This is a genomic window from Gordonia alkaliphila (assembly GCF_039542465.1).
GTDB classification, from domain to species: Bacteria; Actinomycetota; Actinomycetes; order Mycobacteriales; family Mycobacteriaceae; genus Gordonia; species Gordonia alkaliphila.
Genome location: NZ_BAABIE010000004.1, coordinates 32,332 through 52,228, shown reverse-complemented (window position 1 = coordinate 52,228; position 19,897 = coordinate 32,332). Strand labels below are relative to the sequence as shown.

The following is a 19,897-nucleotide window of genomic DNA, read 5'->3' as shown; positions in this document are numbered from 1 at the left end:
GGCCCACTAACCACTCACTTGAGATCCGACAGCGGATCTTGAAGAAGGAACAGAGCACATGAGCAAGAAGAGCAAGGCCTACCGGGCCGCCGCCGAGAAGGTCGATCGCGACAACCTGTACAGCCCGCTGGAGGCCGTCGGGTTGGCGAAGGAGACCTCCTCGAAGAACACCGACTCGACCATCGAGGTGGCCGTCCGCCTGGGCGTCGACCCCCGTAAGGCCGATCAGATGGTGCGCGGCACCGTCAACCTGCCCAACGGCACCGGCAAGACCGCGCGTGTCATCGTCTTCGCCGCAGGCGACAAGGCCACTGAGGCCGCTGCCGCCGGTGCCGACGAAGTGGGCGCCGAGGACCTGATCGAGAAGATCCAGGGCGGCTGGCTCGATTTCGACGCCGCGATCGCCACCCCGGATCAGATGGCCAAGGTCGGCCGTATCGCGCGTGTCCTCGGACCGCGCGGCCTGATGCCGAACCCGAAGACGGGCACCGTCACCACCGACGTGACCAAGGCCGTCAACGACATCAAGGGCGGCAAGATCAACTTCCGCGTCGACAAGGCAGCCAACCTGCACTTCGTCATCGGCAAGGCGTCGTTCAGCGCCGAGCAGCTGGCCGAGAACTACGGCGCCGCGTACGACGAGATCATGCGTGCGAAGCCGTCCGCTGCCAAGGGTCGTTACATCAAGAAGGTGACGATCTCGAGCAACACCGGCCCGGGCATCCAGGTCGACTCGTCGGTCTCGCGCAACTTCACCGAAGCGCCGCAGGCCTGATCTAGTACCAGCCGAACGGCCCCGCCACTGCGAAGTGGCGGGGCCGTTTCGCATCCCCGCCCCCGCCGCCCCTCCCTGGTCGGGCGTGTCGCGACCCTATTCGCGCCTCGCTTCCGGTGCTCCGCGCGCGAGGCGTAACCAGAGTCGCGGCACGGCCGGGGGCGGGGGAGCGGAGGGGGAGCGGTGGGTTCGTTCGACGGGGGCTGTTCGTGTGATCATCGGAGGGTGAACGACGGCGGGCGGATCGAGAAGGACGACGGAGCCGCCTCCGCTGACGTGTTGACCGGCCTGCGTCTGTCGCTGCCTGCCGGGCTCGGCATGGTCCCGCTCGGCATGGCCTTCGGGCTGCTCGTGGTGCAGGAGGGCTTCGCGTGGTGGCTGGCCCCGGCACTGTCGTTCCTGGCGTACGCCGGGTCGCTGGAACTGCTGCTGGTGGGTCTGATCGCGGCGACGACGCCGATCGCCACCATCGCGGTGACCACCTTCTTCGTGAACTTCCGGCACGTCTTCTACGCCTTCTCCTTCCCGCTGCACGTGGTCCGCGGCTGGTGGGCGCGATTGTACTCGATGTACGCGCTCACCGACGAGGCCTTCGCCATCACCGCCGCGCATCCGGGCACGTGGACGCACCGTCGACTCCTCGCCGCGCAGGTGGCCCTGCAGGTCTACTGGGTCGGCGGCGGCCTTCTCGGGGTGGCCGTGGGCTCGCTGCTGCCCGGACCCATCGAGGGCCTCGAGTTCGCCCTCTGCGCCCTGTTCATCACCCTGACCCTGGACGCGTGTCGCACCCGCCCCCAGGTGCCGGTGCTGCTGCTGGCCGCGCTCTCCTTCGCGCTCGCCATGGTCCTGACCCCGGGCGCGCTGCTGTTCACCGCGCTGCTGGTCTTCGTCGGGCTGCTGATAGCGCGCTACGCCTGGCAGCGGAAGGGCGCCGATACCTGATGTCGATGCCCGATCCCGGCTATCTCGTCGCGGTGCTGATCACCGTCTTCGCGATCACCTTCGCCCTCCGGGCCCTGCCATTCGCCGCGCTGCGGCCGCTGCGGCAGTCGCGGTTCGTCCTCACCATGGCGGCGTCGCTGCCCGCCGGCATCCTGGCGATTCTGGCCGGCGCCACCCTGCGCTCCTCGATCGACGCCGACGGCCGCGTCCTGCCCGTACTGATCGCGGTGGCGGTGACCGTCGCGGTGCACCTGACCTGTGGTCGACGAACCCTGCTCAGCGTGGGCCTGGGCACGCTGACCTACGTGGGCCTGCTGTACCTGTTCTGAGCGGCGACCCTGCGCGCGGGCCGCGGGGTCGCTACCGTCTGCAGGCATGGAACCTGTCGGCGCCAAGATCGCGATCGTCGGAGCGGGTGCCGTCGGCACCTCCATCGCCTACGCGGCCCTGATCCGCGGCGTCGCCCGGACAGTGGCGCTTATGGACGTCAACGAGCGCAAAGTGGCCGCCGAAGTCCTTGATCTGCAGCACGGCCTCGAATACGTACCGCGGGCCACCGTGCTCGGCTCGGCGGACCCGCAGGTCTGCGCGGACGCCGACGTCGTCGTCTTCACCGCCGGGGCCAAGCAGAAGCCCGGCCAATCCCGGCTGGAACTGGCCGAAGCCACCATCGAGCTCACCCGCACGGCGCTACCGCCGATCGTCGACGCGGCACCGCACGCCCGGTACGTGATGGTCACCAACCCGGTGGACGTGGTGACCTACGCGGCGCTCCGGTTCACCGGGCTGCCCCGGCGTCAGCTGTTCGGCTCGGGCACCGTGCTCGACTCCTCGCGGCTGCGCTTCCTCCTGTCGGAGCACTGCGGCGTGGCCGTGCAGAATGTGCACGCCTACATCGCCGGCGAACACGGCGACACCGAGATCCCGCTCTGGACGTCGGCCACGATCGGCGGCGTGCCGCTGCTGGACTGGAGCCCGCTGCCCGGCCGCCCGGCGCTCGATGCCGCCGCACGCGACCGGATCCGCGACGACGTGGTCGGCTCGGCGTATCGCATCATCGAGGGCAAGGGCGCCACCAACTACGCCATCGGGCTGGCCGCGGTGCGCATCGTGGAGGCGCTGCTCGACGACGAACACCGCGTCCTGCCGGTGTCCTCGCTGATCGACGACGACGCGGTCGGACTGAGCGATGTCTGCCTGTCGCTGCCCACGGTGGTCGACGCGGCCGGTGCCGGGCGCCGACTCCCGATCACCCTGTCCGACGACGAGCGCGCCGGCCTGCGCGCCTCGGCGCAGACCCTAGCGCGGATGCAACGCCGATTCGGGTTGTGAGTGCGGTCTGTGGACAGCTCCGCTCGCGGACGCAGGGCTGTGGACAGCGGGAACGGGTGGTGTCGCGGGCGGTGACTACCCTTGCCTCATGCGCGACGACAAGCTCCTGACCCGGATCGGCGGGCTGCTCCGGCAGGCCGAGGGCACCGACAACGAGCACGAGGCGCAGGCCTTCCTCGCCGCGGCGCAACGGTTGGCCACGGCGTCGTCGATCGACCTGGCGGTGGCCCGCGACCACGACCCGGCCCTGCGGAAACGGCAGACCCCGCTGAGTCGGCAGATCGTCATCGGCACCGCGGGCAAGCGTGGCCTGCGCACCTACGTGCAGCTGTTCGTCCACATCGGCCGCGCCAACGATCTGACCTGCGACGTGGCGTCGAACTCGACCTACGTGATCGCCTACGGCTACGAGGCCGACATCGACGCCGTGGAGACCCTGTACGCCTCCCTGGTGGTGCAGATGGTGGCCGCCAGCGACGCCTACCTGAAGTCGGGCGCCTACAAGCAGGAGACCGCGCAGCAGGTGGTGACCCGCGACTACGGGCCGTGGCGACGCCGCGTGGTGGAGGAGAAGGCGCTCTCGCCGATCACGGCGCGCCTGAACTTCCAGTCGGCCTTCGCCGACCGCATCGGCGCCCGCCTGCTCGAGGCGCGCGATCAGCAGCGCGACGAGGCCGTGCGCGCCGAAGCGGACGCGGGCAGCGCCGGTTCGACGCCGCCGTCCACCGCCGTCGCGCTGCGCAACAAGGAGCTGGAGGTGACCGACTTCCACCGCCGCGAATCCACCGCCCGCGGCAGTTGGCGGCCGAGCCGTGCCAGCGCGGGCTATTCGTCGGCGGCCCGGCGGGCCGGGGACCACGCCGGCCGTCGTGCCAAGATCGGCGCCGACCGGGAGTTCGGGGCGCCGCGCGGCGCACTGGAGCCATGACCCGCGACAGCCGTCGCGCCCGCTTCTACGAGACCGAACGCCTGATCTTCGCGCTCGTAGACCGGCCGGGCGGCCGCGCGCACACCGTGCAGGTGGCCGGCGCCACCCTGACCTTGCGCGCCGAAGCCCGCTTCGGTTCGGTGGCCGCGGTGCAGCGGTACGTCGACGACGTCCTGGCCCTGCCCGCGGTCCGCGAACGCTTCGCCGGCGCCCGTCACCCGATCCGGGTGCGCAGCCGCAAAGGCGCCGGGGCCGCGCACTACGAGTTCGCCAGCGCCGAGATCGCGATCCCGGAGGGGCCCGACGGTCGATGGGCGCTGCGTGAGCTGGTGGTGCTGCACGAGTGCGCGCACCACCTCGCCGATCCGTGGGCAGCGGCGCACGGCCCGGAGTTCGCGCACACCCTGATCGACCTCGTCGGCCTCGTCATGGGACCCGAGTTCGCGCTGGTCTACCGGGTCCTGCTCGGCGACGCGGGTCTCACGTAGGGGTCAGGACTCAGTCGACGGCCGACAGCGTGCTCATCGGGTGCAGCTGCGAGGCGGTCGGCACCGGGTCCACCCCGAGGTCGCCGTCGGTGAGGAAGGTCAGGTAGCTCGGTTTGTTCGGGTCGAGCACCAGCTGCTGGCGGCGGCCGCGCGCCTTGATCAGGTCGGGCACGATCGTCAGGTAGCGCGGCATGCTGGCCGCGTATACATCGATGCGGAGACGATGTCCGGTCTTCAGGACCGCGTCGGTGGGCACCAGGTCCACGTCGATGCGCACCGGCTCGTCCGGCGGCACCGGCAGGCGGCGGTCGCGGGACAGGTAGTGCACGGCGTCGACCAGGGTGCCGCCGTCGGCGTAGGTGGAGCGGGACGGATCCAGCGCCCGGTTCGACGCGGTCAGGGCGCCGTTGCTCAGCACCGTGGAGGTGCCGTCGGGGGCGACGTCGTTCACGGTGACCGCCCAGATGCCTTCATGCGCGGTGGTCGAGACGTTCAGGCGCAGATTCATCTGGCCGGAGATCTGCGTGGGCGCGGTGACCGGGGCGCTGGTGAAGCTCAGGGCGCCCTGCTCCTGGTAGGAGGCGTCCTCGGTGAACTTGCGGCCGAACACGATCGGCAGGCCCGCGAAGACCTGTGCGGCGTCGCGGGAGGCCATGCCGCGCAGGTCGGGTGTGATCCGCAGCGAACGACGGCGCGAGGCCGGCGCGGTGTGCAGCCGACCGTCGTGCCGGGCGTGCGGAGCGGTGCCGGACGGCTCCTCGGTGAGGAACAGGCGCTGCGCCCGCACCTCGGCGCGGGGGAACGACGTGCCGCACGACCAGTCGCCGCCCTGCTGCTCCAGGGTCACCGGACCGTAGTCGTCGACGCCGTTGGAGATGCCCTTGAGCCAGCGGTCGAACCAGGCGCGTTCGAGGACGTCGAGCTGCGGCGGCTGGTGGGGACGGCCGTGGTCGCAGCCGGGGTCGAGGTGGTAGCCGTTGGCCACCAGCATCTGCTTGCGTCCGGGCTCCATGTTGAGCTGCTGGTACAGCCGACTGGCGCTGCGGCCGAACAGGTCGTGCCAGCCGCCGACGGTGAAGGTGGCGGCCTCGATGTTGCCGATGTCCGGGGAGCGCTCGTCGAAGTAGGGGTGATCGAAGATGCGGTGATCGCGCGCGGTGAGGAAACCCCACAGCAGCGATGGTATCTCCGTGGCCGGGCTGGCGAGGCGGTCGCGCAGCCACTTGTACTGCTGGCCGCGCAGGGTGTCGGCGAGCATGGTGGCCGGGTTGGGCAGCCACTTCATGCCGTTGACCAGGGCCAACCACAGCGGAATGAAGGCCGACGGCATGCCGCCGGTGATGTAGATGTCGCGCACCAGATCGTCGGTGCCCTCGATGGCGAAGATCGCCTTCAGGGCCGGTGGGCGCAGCGCGGCGGCCTGCAGGGAGTTGATCGCCGAGTAGCTCCAGCCGGCCATGCCGACGGCGCCGTCGCACCACGACTGCTCCGCGATCCACTCGATCACCTCGACCGAGTCCTGCTGTTCGCGGGCGCTGAGGATCTCCCAACGTCCGTGCGAGGCGCCGGTGCCGCGCACATCGACCAGGATCTGCACGTAGCCGGACTGCACCAGATTGCGGTTGACGCCGAAGACGTCGAACAGTCCGCGATCGAAGGTGCGGGTCATCCGGGCCAGGCCCACCAGCGGGCCTTCCTCGTGCGTCATCTTGCTCGCGGCGGCCTTCACCGTGCGCCCGATCACCGGGCCGTGCAGCAGATGGTCGAAGCCGTCGAGCAGTGCCCGGTTGTACGGATTCACGTTGAGGACCGCGGGGAACGGGGTCTTGGTGGGCTGGCCGAGGCGGTTGGCCGGCCGGATTACGGTGGCACGCAGTTGCACGCCGTCGGTCATGGTGATGGTGACGTCACGAGTGATGTGCACGCGCGGATACGGCTTGCGGCCGTACACCGACTCGTGCCAGGCGGCGGCCTGGTGTCCGCCGTCGGCATTTCGGTAGCGGGGCACCTCGTCGACGCCGTAATCGAGCTGCACGCTCACTAGTCCATCCCTTCTCACCGCGCGCGGTGAAGCCGGAGTGCGGGACAATCGGTGTGATCCATCCCACTGATCACTTAACAACAATTAAGCATGAACGTGTTCCTAACTGCCATTCGGGGTCACTGAACCGGTGTGCTCGGGTGACCGCAGCGTGACCGAAGCAGCGGCCGTCAGTGCCATGGCGGCGGCGAGTTGGACGGAAAGGTCCTGTTCCGGGGTCGACGACGAGCGGACCGCCCCGGCGACGAACGACGCGCCGGATCCGGAGCCGTCGGGCACGACGGCGGGTGTGGACCAGTCGGGGCCGAACAGCGGCAGGCCGGCCACCTCGGCGCGGTGGGCCCAGGCGGCGTCCGCGCTGGCGAGCACGATCCTCCCGGCGCGGGAGCGCAGCGCGGCGGCCGCCCGGGAGGCGCCGGGCAGGTCGGTCGCGACCAGCGCCAGGTAGCGCGCGGCGATGCCGCTGAACAGGCCGCCGTCGCCTCCGCCGTGTCCGATCAGCACCCCGTCGCGGGTCATCTCCCGTTCTACTGCGTCGACCAGTGCCTCGAGTCGCTGGAAGTGGCGCGCCCCGCCGGTGCGGCGGAAGCACTCCAGTTCCAGGCCCAGGGTCACGCCCTGGCAGTAGGTGAACGCGGTGTCGACGGTGCGGCGGCCGCCGTCGGCCTCCACCCAGAAGCCGTCGGCGATCAGCCCGTTGGGCAGTGTGAACTCGCGGTGGATCCAGTCCGCCGTCGCCACCGCGCGCGCCACGTGGTCGCGGCGGGCCAACACGATGCCGGCCGGACCGTTGGCGGGGACGTTGAAGAACAGGTCCGTGGTGCGCCACGGGATGCCGCCGCCGTGCGCGGGATCCCACGCGTCGTAGAGGACGTCGGTGAGCGTGGTCAGTCCGCCGCGCAGACAGTCCGGGCCGACCGGCCGCGGGAGACGGCGTCGGGCCCGTTCGAGGGCGATCGCCAGCCACGCCATGTCGTCGTAGTAGGCGTTGCGCCAGCGGCCGATGTTCCGGACCCGCAGGCCGCGGATCACCGCTCGTGCCTCGCGCGGGGCGGCGGGGTCGCCGAGCGCCGCGGCGTCGATCAGCACGTCCACCAGGTGCGCCTGCCACCAGTAGTTCCACGACGCGGTGAGTCGTTCCGTGGACCACGGGCGCCCGGGTCGCGGCCACGAGGCGACGCCGATCCGGGTGCCCGGCAGGACGCCGGCGATGGGCCGGAGGTGCCGAGCGCGGAGTGCGGCGACGGCGGCGCGCACGCGCGCGGCGGCCTCGGCGGCGGCATCGTCGGAGGGGGCCACCTCGGTGGATTCGACATCTCTGGCCATGACCGTTAGCCTAGAGGCCGGTTCATCGGAGTTCGCTTCGGTGCATCCAGTTCAACCAGAGACCGTTGGTTGTCGGGAGGGATCCCGATCGAAGGCCCGAGTTCACTCGGCGGCCCACGCAGGATGAACGAGGAGACTTCGCCCCGCGGCCCGCCGTGGAGCAATTTCGCCCCGTGCTTCCTGCACGGGGCGTTCGTGTTTCTCCGGTGTCGAACGATCGCCGCCCGCCGCGGACGGCTTCTGGGTCGCGACACCGTAGCCGGTGTCAACGAAAAGACACGAGAGGAGGCGAAGTATGTCCACGCAGGAAAAGGTCGCAGCAGTTGCTGAGATCACTGAGCAGTTCAAGGGTTCCACTGCAGCGGTCATCACGGAATACCGTGGTCTGACCGTGCCGCAGATCGGTGAACTCCGCCGCTCGCTCGGTGACGGCGCAACGTACTCCGTCGCCAAGAACACCCTCGTCAAGCGTGCTGCCGCAGAGGCAGGCGTGGAGGGGCTCGACGAGCTGTTCGTCGGTCCGACCGCGATCGCCTTCATCGAAGGTGAGCCGGTTGTGGCTGCGAAGGCCATCAAGACCTTCGCTAAGGACAACAAGGCCCTGGTCATCAAGGGCGGTTACATGGACGGCCGTGCGCTGTCTGTGGCCGAAGTTGAGGCCATTGCCGACCTGGAGACCCGTGAGGTCCTCCTGGCCAAGCTCGCCGGTGCCATGAAGGGCAACTTGGCTAAGGCCGCCGGGCTGTTCAACCAGCCCGCCTCGCAGGTCGCGCGTCTCGCCGCGGCTCTGCAGGAGAAGAAGGAGGGCGAGGCCGCCTAGGCCTCACCTCTCCCCATTGCGGCCGGACAACCAGCCGCATCATCGACCCGGCCTGCACCGCAGGCCTCCCGTACTGGGATTTATAGGAAGGACGCCATCATGGCGAAGCTCACCGCTGACGAGCTCATCGAGCAGTTCAAGGAACTGACCCTGCTGGAGCTCAGCGATTTCGTGAAGAAGTTCGAAGAGGTCTTCGAGGTCACCGCTGCCGCTCCGGTCGCCGTCGCTGCTGCCGGTGCCCCGGCTGCCGGTGGCGCCGAGGCTGCTGCCGAGCAGGACGAGTTCGACGTCGTGCTCGAGAGCGCCGGCGACAAGAAGATCCAGGTCATCAAGGTCGTCCGCGAGGTCGTCGCGGGCCTGGGCCTGAAGGAAGCCAAGGACCTCGTCGAGAGCGCTCCGAAGGCTCTCCTGGAGAAGGTCAGCAAGGACGACGCCGAGGCTGCCAAGGCCAAGCTCGAAGAGGCCGGCGCCACCATCTCGCTCAAGTGAGATAGGTCGCCTCAGGGCGACGTCCAGCCTTCACGGCTGCCTGACAACGAGGCCCGCAGGGATTTCCCTGCGGGCCTCGTTTGCATCGGCACCTACTTCTGCGGTGGCCGTGCCGGGTATGAGGACCTTGTCCGAACCGGGACCAAAGTCCCAGTGGGCCGCGTCACCTGGCGGGATGCCGGTCGGCCGGCTCGCACTTTGTTTGAGACGGTTTCTATGGGTATTCTCAGCCCACTGGAAAGTTATCGCTTGGTAAGAACGGTGTTTTCCGATCGCAGCGTCAGCGCCATCGCGTGAAGAGGCTCGGTCGGATGTGGGTTACAGTGACCGCAGCCACAAGTGGCGGCATCGCGTGGGGTCGGACTCCACGGTGGTCGGGGGCAATGACCGCGACGACTTCTTCCGGTGCCAGTGAAACGTCTGGAGGGACGCTGTGGGAGTAGAGGTAGCCGTCGAGGGCTTGACCAAGTCATTCGGCTCGCAGAACATCTGGCGCGATGTATCGCTCACCCTGCCGGCCGGCGAGGTCAACGCGCTGCTCGGCCCGTCGGGCACCGGTAAGTCGGTCTTCCTGAAGACGCTGATCGGCCTGCTGCACCCGGAACAGGGTTCGGTGATCATCGACGGCACCGACATCACCCAGTGCTCGGCCAAGGAGCTCTACGAGATCCGGAAGCTGTTCGGCGTCCTGTTCCAGGACGGCGCGCTGTTCGGCTCGATGAGCCTGTACGACAACATCGCCTTCCCGCTTCGTGAGCACACGAAGAAGAAGGAAGACGAGATCCGTCGCATCGTGATGGACAAGGTGGAGCTGGTCGGTCTGGCCGGCGCCGAGGACAAGCTGCCCGGTGAGATCTCCGGCGGTATGCGTAAGCGCGCCGGCCTGGCCCGCGCCCTGGTCCTCGATCCCGAGATCATCCTGTGCGACGAGCCGGACTCCGGTCTGGACCCGGTGCGTACCGCGTACATCTCGCAGCTGCTGATCGACATCAACGCCGAGATCGACGCCACGATCCTGATCGTCACGCACAACATCAACATCGCCCGGACCATCCCGGACAACATCGGCATGCTCTTCCGCAAGGAACTGGTCATGTTCGGCCCGCGCGAGGTGCTGCTGACCTCCGAGCAGCCGGTCGTGAAGCAGTTCCTGGCCGGCGACCGCTTCGGTCCGATCGGCATGTCCGAGGAGAAGGACGAGGCCGTGGCCGCCGCCGAGGCCGCCATGCAGGCCGCGGGCATCTCCGGCGGCGGTACCAAGGACGACTTCAGCGAGATCATTCCGCAGGTTCAGCCGAACCCGGACATGCCGGTTCGCCAGGCGTCGATCCGCCACCGCCAGAACGTCCTGAACATCATCAACGACCTGCCGCCGAACGCGCAGGCCGCCATTCGCGCCTCGATCGCCGAAGAGGATCGTCGTGCGATGGAGAGCCCGGAGACCTCGGCGACCCTCGTCGCCATGGCCAACCACCAGTTCGACTACCCGGCGGGCCACGGCTTCCAGGCGTACGACGGGGCCACCGAGCAGATCTCCACCGCCGGCATGGCCACCGCGGTGATCGACGCACCGACCCAGGTGGTCGAGACGCCCACCGAGGAGATCGTCGTCACCGAGGAGATCACCGCCGTGACCGATGAGGGGCAGGCGAGCTCCCGAGAATGACCAGTGTCGCTCAGCGGGGCGCAGCGAAGATCGCGAAGGCCGGCGACGGGGCACTGACCCAGACCGGCAACATCGTTCAACTCTTCGTCGACGTCGCCCGCCAGCTTTTCGTGCGCCCGTTTCAGGTGCGCGAGTTCATTCAGCAGGCCTGGTTCATCGCCAGCGTCACGATTCTGCCGACGGCGCTCATCGCGATTCCGTTCGGCGCCATCGTGTCGCTGCAGACCGGTTCGCTGATCAAACAGCTGGGCGCTGAGTCGTACACCGGTGCGGCGAGCGTGCTCGTCGTCGTTCAGCAGGGTTCACCACTGGTGACGTCCCTGCTCGTGGCCGGCGCCGCCGGGTCGGCGGTCGCCGCCGACCTGGGGTCGCGGACTATTCGCGAAGAGATCGACGCCATGGAAGTGCTCGGTATCAACCCGGTGCAACGCCTGGTGGTGCCGCGAGTGCTGGCCATGGTGCTGGTCGCCATGCTGCTCAACGGCCTGGTCGCCGTCGTCGGCATCGCGGGCGGCTACTTCTTCAACGTGATCGTGCAGGGCGGTACCCCCGGCGCCTACCTGGCTTCATTCGGCGCGCTCGCGCAGCTGCCCGACCTCTACATCTCCACGTTCAAGGCGGCGATCTTCGGCATCATCGCCGGCGTCATCGCGGCCTACAAGGGGCTGAACCCGAAGGGCGGTCCCAAGGGCGTGGGTGAGGCGGTGAACCAGTCGGTGGTGGTGACCTTCCTGCTGCTGTTCTTCGCGAACCTGATCATCACTGCGGTGTTCCTGCAGATCGTCCCGCCGAAGGTAGGTTAGCCGTGACTCGTGGCGTGACGATTGCCAAGAGCCGTCCGGAGTACCTGCGGTACGAGGCCAAGAAGCAGCTGGCCAAGCCGCTGGGTCTGCTCGACGGCGCGGGCGAGCAGATGTCCTTCTACGGACGGACGCTGGCCTGGATCCCGAAGACCTTCGTGCACTACCGGCGTGAAGTGCTGCGCATTCTGGCCGAGGTGGCCTTCGGTGCGGGCGGCATGGCCGTGATCGCCGGCACCGTCGGCGTGATGATCCTGATGTCCGGTTTCACCGGCGTCGTGGTCGGCATGCAGGGCTATGCCGCGCTCAGCCAGATCGGTGCGGAGGCGCTCTCCGGCTTCCTGTCGGCGTACGTCAACACGCGTGAGGTGGCGCCCCTTGTGGCCGGCCTCGCGCTCAGCGCGACCGTGGGCTGCGGCTTCACCGCGCAGTTGGGCGCCATGCGGATCTCCGAGGAGATCGACGCCCTCGAGGTGATGGCCGTGCCGTCGATCCCGTTCCTGGTGTCCACGCGCGTCATCGCCGGCTTCGTCGCGGTGATTCCGCTGTACGTGCTCGGTCTGATGGCCGCCTACCTGGCGTCGAGAACCATCAACACCGTCTTCAACGGACAGTCGACCGGTTCGTACGACCACTACTTCAACTTGTTCCTGCCCCCCGAAGACGTCTTGTGGTCGTTCGTGAAGGTCATGGTCTTCGCGTTCGTGATCATCCTGGTGCACTGCTACTACGGCTACTACGCCTCGGGCGGTCCGGCCGGCGTCGGCGTGGCGGTGGGCCACGCGGTGCGCAGCGCGCTCGTGTTGATCGCGGTCCTCGACTTCTTCCTCGGCCTCGCCATCTGGGGCACCAGCACGTCGATCCGGGTCGGAGGGTAGCGACACAGTGGGTGCAACTATCAAACGCCGGCTTCTGGGCCTGGTGTTCTACATCGTCGTGTTCGGGCTGCTGGCCACGTCGATCCTGATCTTCCAGGGTGTGTTCGAATCCAAGACGCGCGTCACGCTGAAGGCCGACGACGTGGGCAACGCCCTCGCCGCGCACGCCGACGTGAAAGCGCGCGGCGTGGTGGTCGGCAGCGTGAAGTCGGTGGACGTCGGTGCCGACGGCAAGGTCGACGTGCAACTGGACCTGAACCCCGACCTGGCCGGTGACCTGCCCGCCAACAGCACCGCGCAGGTGCTCCCCAAGACCCTGTTCGGTGAGCGCTACGTCGCGATCCAGATTCCCGAGCAGCCCGAGGGCGGCACCCTCGCGTCGGGCGGCACCATCTTCATCGACTCCAAGGGCAACGCCCCCGAGGTCGAGGACCTGTTCGACGCGCTGCTGCCGATCCTCGAGGCGGTTCCGCCGGAGGATCTGAACGCCACGCTGACCTCGGTGAATGCGGCCCTGGCGAACCGTGGCGGTCAGCTCAAGACCACCATCTCCCAGCTCAACGACATCTTCGGCGAACTGAACGCGAACATGCCGGAACTGCAGGGCACGCTGGAGGGCCTGGCGTCGTTCGCCGACACCTACTCCGAGGCGCTGCCCGTGGTGATCGACGCGCTGGACACCTTCCGCGTCACCAACAAGACCGTCGTGGAGCGTCAGGGCGACCTGCGCACGGTGATCTCGACGCTCGGTGTGGCCGCGGTGGACACCACCGAGTTCCTCAACACCAACCGCAAGGATCTGATCAACCTGTTCGTCGACTCGGAGACCATGCTGGTGCAGCTGGCCCGCCAGTCGCCGGTGTTCGCGTGCACGTTCAACAACTTCGCCACGATCGTCCCCAAGGTGGGCCCGATCGTCGGTAAGGGCACCAAGAACCCGGGCGTGCGCGTGAACCTGCAGTTCGTGAACCCGCGCGGTCGCTACCTGCCCAACCAGGACGAGCCGCGGATGTGGTGGACCGATCCGCCCGCCCGCTGCTACGACCCGCCCACCAACGGCCGGCCGTTCCCGCAGTACCCGGGCGGCAGCGTGCCCGACGGCTCGTACCAGCCGCCGAGCCGTAACGCCGGACCGAAGACCTGGCCCAACCTCCCGCAGCCGCAGTTCGGCACCGCGCCGTCGGGCACCGGGATGGTGGAAGACCAGAAGGACCAGCGAAAGATGATCTACGGCGCCGCCAGCGGGAAGGACCCCGCCGACGTTCCGACGTGGGTCACGTACATGGGCGCGGGTGCGCTGCAGCAAGCGGAGGTGACGATCAAGTGAGAGGTGTGTGGGCTCCGCTCATCAAGCTGATCGTCTTCGCCGTCGTCACGGTGCTGGCCACCACGGTCCTGGCGCTGCTGATCGCGAACGCGGGTGCATCCGGCAAGTCGAGCTACCGGGCCGTCTTCTCCGACGCCGCCATGCTGAACCCGGGCGACGACGTCCGGATCGCCGGCGTGCGCGTGGGCCAGGTGGAGTCGGTGGAGATCGTCGACCGCAACATGGCCGAGGTCTCGTTCAATGTGAACCGCGCTGCGCTGCCCAAGAGCACGCAGATCTACATCCGCTACCGGAACCTCGCGGGTCTGCGCTACGTGGCCCTGGAGAAGGGCCCCGGCGACGCGACCGACATGGCCGGACCGGGCCACACCTTCGCCTACGACCCCGACCGCAGTAAGTCCAACACGCATCCGGCGGTGAACCTCACTGAACTGTTCAACGGCTTCAAGCCGCTGTTCAAGCAGATCACCCCGGAGGACATGAACGAGTTGGCCGAGACGGTCATCAACGTCTTCCAGAACGGCGACGGCGTCGACATGGGCGCCACCATCGGCTCCCTCATCCAGCAGACCGCCGACCTGACCAACACGATCGCCGACAAGGACCAGGTGATCGGCGACATGATCACCAACCTCACCAAGGTCCTCGACACGGTGAACAAGAACGACGAGCAGTTCACGTCGTTGCTGACCAACACCGAGAAGCTGGTCACCGGCCTGGCCGCGCAGCGCGGTTCGGTGGGTTCGGCGATCACGTCGGTCGCCAACCTGACGTCGTTGACCGGGTCCGTCCTGAGCCAGACGCGCCCGTCCATCCAGTCCTCGCTCGCGGGCCTCAAGCAGGTCTCCGACACGATCAACGCGCGGGAGAAGGATGTGAGCAAGGCGCTGACCAATCTGCCGGTGAAGCTGGAGAAGCTCGGTCGGTCGGCGACCTTCGGTTCGTGGTTCCAGTTCTATCTCTGCGGCATCGACGTGGTGGCAGGTAACGGCAAGTCCACGCTGCTGACCCAGCCGCTGGTGCCGCTGCCCGACATCAACCACGTCCTCTACACCAGCGCCGCGACCCGGTGCTGGGCCGACGGCAAGGTCGGTGGGTGATCATGAGCGACGAACAGAACACTCCTGACGACATCGACGTCACCAAGCTGCCGCCGAAGAAGTCGCGGCGCTTCGCCGGACAGCGCAGTGCGCGCAGTATCGGCATCCTGGGCCTGGTGGTCCTGGTGATGGTGAGCCTGTCGACCTTCTACCTGAAGGATCTGCCGCTGCTGGGCGCCGCCCCGCAGTACACGGTGCAGTTCGACGAGGCCGCCGGTGTGCAGGCCGGCAACGAGGTGCGCGTGGCCGGCGTGCGCGTCGGCGAAGTGACCGAGGTGAAGCTCAACGGCGATCACGTGCTGATGAAGCTGCGGGTGGCCGACACCTGGATCGGCGACCGCACGCAGGCGACCATCCAGATCAAGACGGTGCTCGGCCAGAAGTACATCGCGCTCAACCCGTTGGGCACCGAGAAGGCCGATCCGCGCGTGGTGCTCACCGACACGATCGCACCGTACGACGTGATCGAGGCGTTCTCCGACGCGACCGATCAGATCGAGAACGTCGACACCGACCAGGTGGCCAAGGCGCTCGGCGAACTGTCCGACGTCTTCACCGCCACGGCCGACGACATCGGACCGTCGCTGGAAGGCATCGCACGCCTGTCCAAGACCATCGCCAGCCGCGACGACGAGGTGCGTCGTCTGCTCAAGGCCACCCGCGACTCGTCGCAGATCCTGGCCGACCGCAATGAGGAGTTCACCCGCCTGATCGCCGGTGCAGGCATCCTGCTGAAGGAGCTGAACAACCGGCAGCAGTCGATCTCGGCACTGCTGGCCAGCACCGAGAGCCTGAGCCTGGCGTTGACCGGCATCGTCAAGGACAACGAGAAGCAGATCGGCCCGGTGCTCGATTCGCTCCGCGGGGTCACCGACCTGCTGACGGCGCAGAACAAGAACATTCGCAGCACCATCCAGAACATGGCGCCCTTCTACCGCCTGTACGCGAACGTGCTCGGCAACGGCCGCTGGTTCGAGGCCGTGGTCACCAACCTCTTGCCGCCGGCCCTGCCCGCGCAGAACACGACGAGGCTGCCGAACATGCAGAAGAACCTCACTAGCGGCGGGACGGGCGGCTGATGACGACCTCGGATTCGACGGTGGACAACACGTTCTTCACCGCCAAGAACAAGATGATCGCCGCCCTCGTGGTGATCCTCGCGCTGATCGCCGGCATCATCGGCTGGTGGTCGTGGAACCTGCTCAACTCGACCACGATCAAGGCGACCTTCTCCAGTGCCGTCGGCATCTACGAGGGCTCCAACGTGCGGATCCTCGGCGTCGACGTCGGCAAGGTCACCAAGGTGACCCCGCAGGGCGAGACCGCCGTGGTGGAGATGCGCGTCGACAACGGCGTGCAGCTGCCCGCCGATGTGCAGGCCGTGCAGATCATTCCCTCGCTGGTCGCCGACCGCTACGTGCAGCTGATCCCGGCCTACTCCGGCGGCCCCACCGCGGGCAACGACATCACGCTCGACGAGAAGCGCACCGCGGTGCCGGTGGAGATCGACGCGATCTACGGCAACCTGCAGAAGCTGTCCAAGTCGCTCGGACCGGGTGAGGACGGTGTCAACCAGAAGGGCGCGCTGAGCGACTTCGTGACCGCGGGTGCCGACGCACTCGAGGGCAACGGCGAGAAGCTGGGCGCGGCCATCACGAACCTGTCGAAGGCGGCGAGCACCCTCGCCGATTCGCGCGGCGACATCGTCGACACCGTGAAGAACCTCGACGTATTCGTGGGCGCGCTCAAGGAGAACGACCAGCAGGTGCGGCTGTTCAACAGTCAGATGGCCTCGTTCAACACCTTCCTGGCCGGCGAGCGATCGCAGCTGGGTAAGGCGTTGAACACGCTGTCGTTCGCGCTGGGCGACGTCGCGCGTTTCCTCGCCGACAACGAAGCCAAGCTGGGCCAGACCATCCGCGACCTGCAGCCGACCGGTCAGGCGCTGCTCGACAACCGGGAGGATCTGCTCGAGATCTTCACCGTTCTACCGGTGACGATCAGCAACCTGATCAACGCCTACGACGCCGAGTCGGGCACCGTCGCGATGCGCGTGAACATCCCCGACCTGCAGGATCCGGCCGGCGCGATGTGCAAGATGCTCGACCTCGGCAAGCTCCTGCCGGGCAATCCGCAGGCCAAGGCCTTCTCCAACCAGATGCAGCCGCTGATTCAGCACTGCCTGGACCTGGGCGAGCAGATTCAGGACGACGTCCTGGAACCGATGCTGCCGATCCTGCCGTTCGGCCTGATGAGCAACAAGAAGCTGCAGCGCATGCCGACACCGGGCGCCGTCCCGGGCAATCCCGATCCTGCTCTCCCGGGAGGAAACTGATGACGTTCGGTAAGCCCTCCCGGATCAAGGCCGCGGGTGTGGCCGTCGCCATGACCGCGGTCATGGTCGGCGCCACCGGCTGCTCGGTCAACGTGCAGCAGATGCCGCTGCCCGGTGGCGTGGACGTCGGCGACAACCCGCGCGAATACCGGATCGCCTTCGAGAACATTCTCGACCTGGTGCCGCAGACCGTCGTCAAGAAGGACGGTATGCCGGTCGGCCGGGTCACCAAGATCGAGGTGCCCCAGGATTCCTGGGATGCGCTCGTCACCGTGTCGGTGAAGAACTCGGTGGACCTGTCCGACGAGTCGCGCGCCGCGGTGCAGCAGACCAACCTGCTGGGCGAGAAGTTCGTCGCGCTGTCCGAACCCCAGGGCTCGGCCGACGCGCCGCGACAGAATCCGTCGGAGCCGATCCCGGTGTCCCGCACGTCCACCACCACCGACATCGAGGAACTCCTCGGCGCACTGTCGTTGCTGCTCAACGGCGGCGGGATCAACCAGCTCGAGCCGATCATCACCGCGCTCAACGAGTCGATGGGCGGTGAAGAGGGCAGCAGCGAGATGCGCGAACTGCTGGTCAGCGCCGAGAAGTTGATCCGCGGCCTCAACGAGCAGCGGGACAACATCATCAAGGCGGTCGACGGTGTGGGTGCGCTCTCCGAGCGTGCCGCGAACCAGACCCAGCAGATCGAACGGATCCTCGACGAACTGCCGGCGGGCATCGCCGTCCTGGAGGAGCAGCGGCCGCAGTTCGTGGACCTGCTCGGCAAGCTCGACGAGCTGGGCCAGGCCGGCACCGCGGTGCTCGGCAAGGCCCACACGGCGATGATCAACGACCTCAAGGCGCTGAGCCCGATCATGACGCAGTTGGCCAAGTCGGCCGACGACGCCATCACCGCGGTCCCGCTGATGTTGACCCACCCGTTCCCCGACGACCTGCTGCCGGCCGTGCACGGCGACTCCACGAACCTGTTCATGACCCTCGACCTGCGGCTGCGCAATCAGCTGGAGGCGCTGGGCGTGGGCCAGGGCACGCCGCGCTATCAGGCGCCGAGCGTGAAGCCGCCGAAGGTGGACCCGCGCAACCCCTACGTCAACGGCAACGGACCGCGCTGGGGGTGGCCGACGATCTCGCTGCTGCCGCCGCCGCCGAACTCGCGGCCCGGCCCCAACACCCCGCCGTCCGGAGGCACCTACCCGATGAATCCGGCACCCAAGAAGACCACGCCGAAGAAGCCCGCGAAGTCGACGACGTCGAACCAGTACGCCGTGACGCCGGGGGCACACGAGTACGACAGCTTCCTCGACGGCCCGATCGCGCTCCTGGGAGGCACCGATGCTTACTAGGTTCGTCAAGATCCAGCTGATCGTCTTCGCCATCGTCGGCGCCTTGGCGATCGTCTACGTGGGCGCCAACTATGCGCGCATGGACAAGCTCGTCGGCCTCGGCCAGTACTCGGTGATCGTCCGCATGGGCGAGAGCAGCGGCGGCATCTTCTCCAACGCGCAGGTCACGTACCGCGGCGTTCCGGTGGGCCGGGTGGGGAACATGACGCTGACCCAGAAGGGCGTCGACGTCGAACTGCTCCTCGATACGAGTGCGCCCGACGTGCCGAAGTCGGCGGTGGCGGTGATCGCCAATCGCTCGGCGATCGGTGAGCAGTTCATCGACCTCCAGCCGCCCACCAACGACGGCCCGTACCTGGTCGACGGCTCGGTGATCGACGAGTACATCCTGCCGCCGGTGCTGCAGGACGTCATGACCGACACCATCGCGCTCACCGAATCGGTGCCGGTGGAAGACCTGACCACGGTGGTCAGCGAGCTGGGCAAGGCCTTCGACGGCCAGTCCGACAACATGAACCGGCTCGTCGATGCGCTGATCAAGCTGGCGCAGTCCGGCCACGACAACCTCGGTGAGACCATCTCGCTGATCCAGAACGCCGACGTGGTGCTGGGGACGCAGGCCGACCAGTCCGACGAGATCCTCGCCTGGTCCCGGGGCCTGGAATTGATCACCGCGCAGCTGGCGTCGTCGGACCCGGATGTGCGTCGTCTGCTCACCAACGCGCCGATGACGGCGACCGAGTTGTCGTCGTTCCTGCAGGCCCACGGTGGCGACGCGACCACGCTGATCCATCAGCTGGGTGTCACCGTCGACACGATCGAGCCGGCGTCCTTCGCCACCGGAGCGACCGTGGCCATGCTGTCGGCGCTGTCGGCGGGCAGCCACAGTCCGGCGCCCGGCGACGGACAGATCCACTTCGGCATCGTGCTCGAGACCAACAACCCGCCGACCTGTACGCGCGGCTACGAGAGCACCAAGGCGATCATCGCGAAGATGAAGAAGAAGGACCCGACCTTCGACGTCAGCTACGACGACTTCCCGTTCAACCGGGACGCCAGCTGTGAGGTGCCGGTGGGCAATCCGACGGCGGTGCGCGGCGCGAACCGTGCGGCGCTGGCGAACCCCGACTACCCGCAGCCGTGGGACAACACGCCGAAGAAGGATCCGGACAAGCTCAACCTGAACCCGCTGGCCATGCAGTTGGCGTGGCTCACGGGAGTGCACCCGACCAAGTACAAGAACTGATCGGGCAAGAGGCAGGCCGTGTTTTGAGTGAACCGGCCGGGAGTGGATACAGTGG

General features: G+C 67.8%; 19 protein-coding genes. 17 read left to right on the top strand and 2 right to left on the bottom strand.

What is annotated here, in order from left to right:
• Nucleotides 1-58: 58 nt before the first annotated feature.
• The 6 genes from rplA to ABD989_RS05690 all read left to right on the top strand — a co-directional run bounded on the left by rplA (nt 59) and on the right by ABD989_RS05690 (nt 4,465).
• Complete coding sequence (rplA, locus tag ABD989_RS05715) at nt 59-775, top strand: 50S ribosomal protein L1 (protein ID WP_246992206.1); 717 nt, start codon at nt 59-61, stop codon at nt 773-775.
• Between the two features lie 225 nt (nt 776-1,000).
• Nucleotides 1,001-1,717, top strand: coding sequence for an AzlC family ABC transporter permease (locus tag ABD989_RS05710; RefSeq protein ID WP_345312751.1), 717 nt, complete (start codon nt 1,001-1,003; stop codon nt 1,715-1,717).
• A complete protein-coding gene (locus ABD989_RS05705) occupies nt 1,717-2,046 on the top strand; it encodes a branched-chain amino acid transporter permease (protein ID WP_281499777.1) in 330 nt (109 codons plus the stop codon). The genes ABD989_RS05710 and ABD989_RS05705 overlap by 1 nt, the downstream gene beginning before the upstream one ends.
• A 46-nt stretch (nt 2,047-2,092) precedes the next feature.
• Nucleotides 2,093-3,049, top strand: coding sequence for an L-lactate dehydrogenase (locus ABD989_RS05700; protein WP_345312750.1), 957 nt, complete (start codon nt 2,093-2,095; stop codon nt 3,047-3,049).
• Nucleotides 3,050-3,137: 88 nt separating this feature from the next.
• A complete protein-coding gene (locus ABD989_RS05695) occupies nt 3,138-3,977 on the top strand; it encodes a DUF2786 domain-containing protein (protein ID WP_345312749.1) in 840 nt (279 codons plus the stop codon).
• Complete coding sequence (locus ABD989_RS05690; protein ID WP_345312748.1) at nt 3,974-4,465, top strand: TIGR04338 family metallohydrolase; 492 nt, start codon at nt 3,974-3,976, stop codon at nt 4,463-4,465. The genes ABD989_RS05695 and ABD989_RS05690 overlap by 4 nt, the downstream gene beginning before the upstream one ends.
• Before the next feature lie 10 nt (nt 4,466-4,475).
• Here ABD989_RS05690 and ABD989_RS05685 read toward each other — a convergent pair whose 3' ends face one another.
• Together ABD989_RS05685 and ABD989_RS05680 are read right to left on the bottom strand one after the other, a co-directional pair.
• The gene (locus ABD989_RS05685) at nt 4,476-6,506 is read right to left on the bottom strand and encodes a CocE/NonD family hydrolase (protein ID WP_425556485.1); all 2,031 of its coding nucleotides are present in this window, start codon (nt 6,504-6,506) and stop codon (nt 4,476-4,478) included.
• A gap of 102 nt (nt 6,507-6,608) precedes the next feature.
• On the bottom strand, nt 6,609-7,832 hold the full coding sequence (locus ABD989_RS05680) for a glycoside hydrolase family 76 protein (RefSeq protein ID WP_345312747.1): 1,224 nt from the start codon (nt 7,830-7,832) through the stop codon (nt 6,609-6,611).
• 295 nt (nt 7,833-8,127) lie between these two features.
• Here ABD989_RS05680 and rplJ point away from each other — a divergent pair, with 295 nt between their 5' ends.
• The 11 genes from rplJ to ABD989_RS05625 all read left to right on the top strand — a co-directional run bounded on the left by rplJ (nt 8,128) and on the right by ABD989_RS05625 (nt 19,842).
• Nucleotides 8,128-8,652, top strand: a complete 525-nt coding sequence (gene rplJ, locus ABD989_RS05675) for a 50S ribosomal protein L10 (protein ID WP_246992194.1) — start codon at nt 8,128-8,130, stop codon at nt 8,650-8,652.
• 99 nt (nt 8,653-8,751) lie between these two features.
• Nucleotides 8,752-9,141, top strand: coding sequence for a 50S ribosomal protein L7/L12 (gene rplL, locus ABD989_RS05670; protein ID WP_246992193.1), 390 nt, complete (start codon nt 8,752-8,754; stop codon nt 9,139-9,141).
• A 433-nt stretch (nt 9,142-9,574) separates the two neighbouring features.
• Nucleotides 9,575-10,807, top strand: coding sequence for an ABC transporter ATP-binding protein (locus tag ABD989_RS05665; RefSeq protein ID WP_345312746.1), 1,233 nt, complete (start codon nt 9,575-9,577; stop codon nt 10,805-10,807).
• The gene (locus tag ABD989_RS05660) at nt 10,804-11,610 is read left to right on the top strand and encodes an MlaE family ABC transporter permease (protein WP_345312745.1); all 807 of its coding nucleotides are present in this window, start codon (nt 10,804-10,806) and stop codon (nt 11,608-11,610) included. The genes ABD989_RS05665 and ABD989_RS05660 overlap by 4 nt, the downstream gene beginning before the upstream one ends.
• A 2-nt stretch (nt 11,611-11,612) precedes the next feature.
• Nucleotides 11,613-12,485 carry an MlaE family ABC transporter permease gene (locus ABD989_RS05655; RefSeq protein WP_246992190.1) on the top strand — a complete coding sequence of 291 codons (873 nt, stop codon included), beginning with the start codon at nt 11,613-11,615 and terminating at the stop codon, nt 12,483-12,485.
• A 7-nt stretch (nt 12,486-12,492) separates the two neighbouring features.
• Nucleotides 12,493-13,812: an MCE family protein gene (locus ABD989_RS05650; protein WP_345312744.1), complete on the top strand. Its 1,320-nt coding sequence runs from the start codon at nt 12,493-12,495 to the stop codon at nt 13,810-13,812.
• The gene (locus ABD989_RS05645; RefSeq protein WP_246992189.1) at nt 13,809-14,912 is read left to right on the top strand and encodes an MCE family protein; all 1,104 of its coding nucleotides are present in this window, start codon (nt 13,809-13,811) and stop codon (nt 14,910-14,912) included. The genes ABD989_RS05650 and ABD989_RS05645 overlap by 4 nt, the downstream gene beginning before the upstream one ends.
• A 2-nt stretch (nt 14,913-14,914) precedes the next feature.
• Nucleotides 14,915-15,991 carry an MlaD family protein gene (locus tag ABD989_RS05640; RefSeq protein ID WP_246992187.1) on the top strand — a complete coding sequence of 359 codons (1,077 nt, stop codon included), beginning with the start codon at nt 14,915-14,917 and terminating at the stop codon, nt 15,989-15,991.
• Nucleotides 15,991-17,247, top strand: coding sequence for an MCE family protein (locus ABD989_RS05635; RefSeq protein ID WP_246992178.1), 1,257 nt, complete (start codon nt 15,991-15,993; stop codon nt 17,245-17,247). The genes ABD989_RS05640 and ABD989_RS05635 overlap by 1 nt, the downstream gene beginning before the upstream one ends.
• Nucleotides 17,247-18,596, top strand: coding sequence for an MCE family protein (locus tag ABD989_RS05630; protein ID WP_345312743.1), 1,350 nt, complete (start codon nt 17,247-17,249; stop codon nt 18,594-18,596). Before ABD989_RS05635 ends, ABD989_RS05630 begins: the two co-directional genes overlap by 1 nt.
• The gene (locus tag ABD989_RS05625; RefSeq protein WP_345312742.1) at nt 18,586-19,842 is read left to right on the top strand and encodes an MlaD family protein; all 1,257 of its coding nucleotides are present in this window, start codon (nt 18,586-18,588) and stop codon (nt 19,840-19,842) included. The genes ABD989_RS05630 and ABD989_RS05625 overlap by 11 nt, the downstream gene beginning before the upstream one ends.
• Nucleotides 19,843-19,897 lie beyond the last annotated feature (55 nt).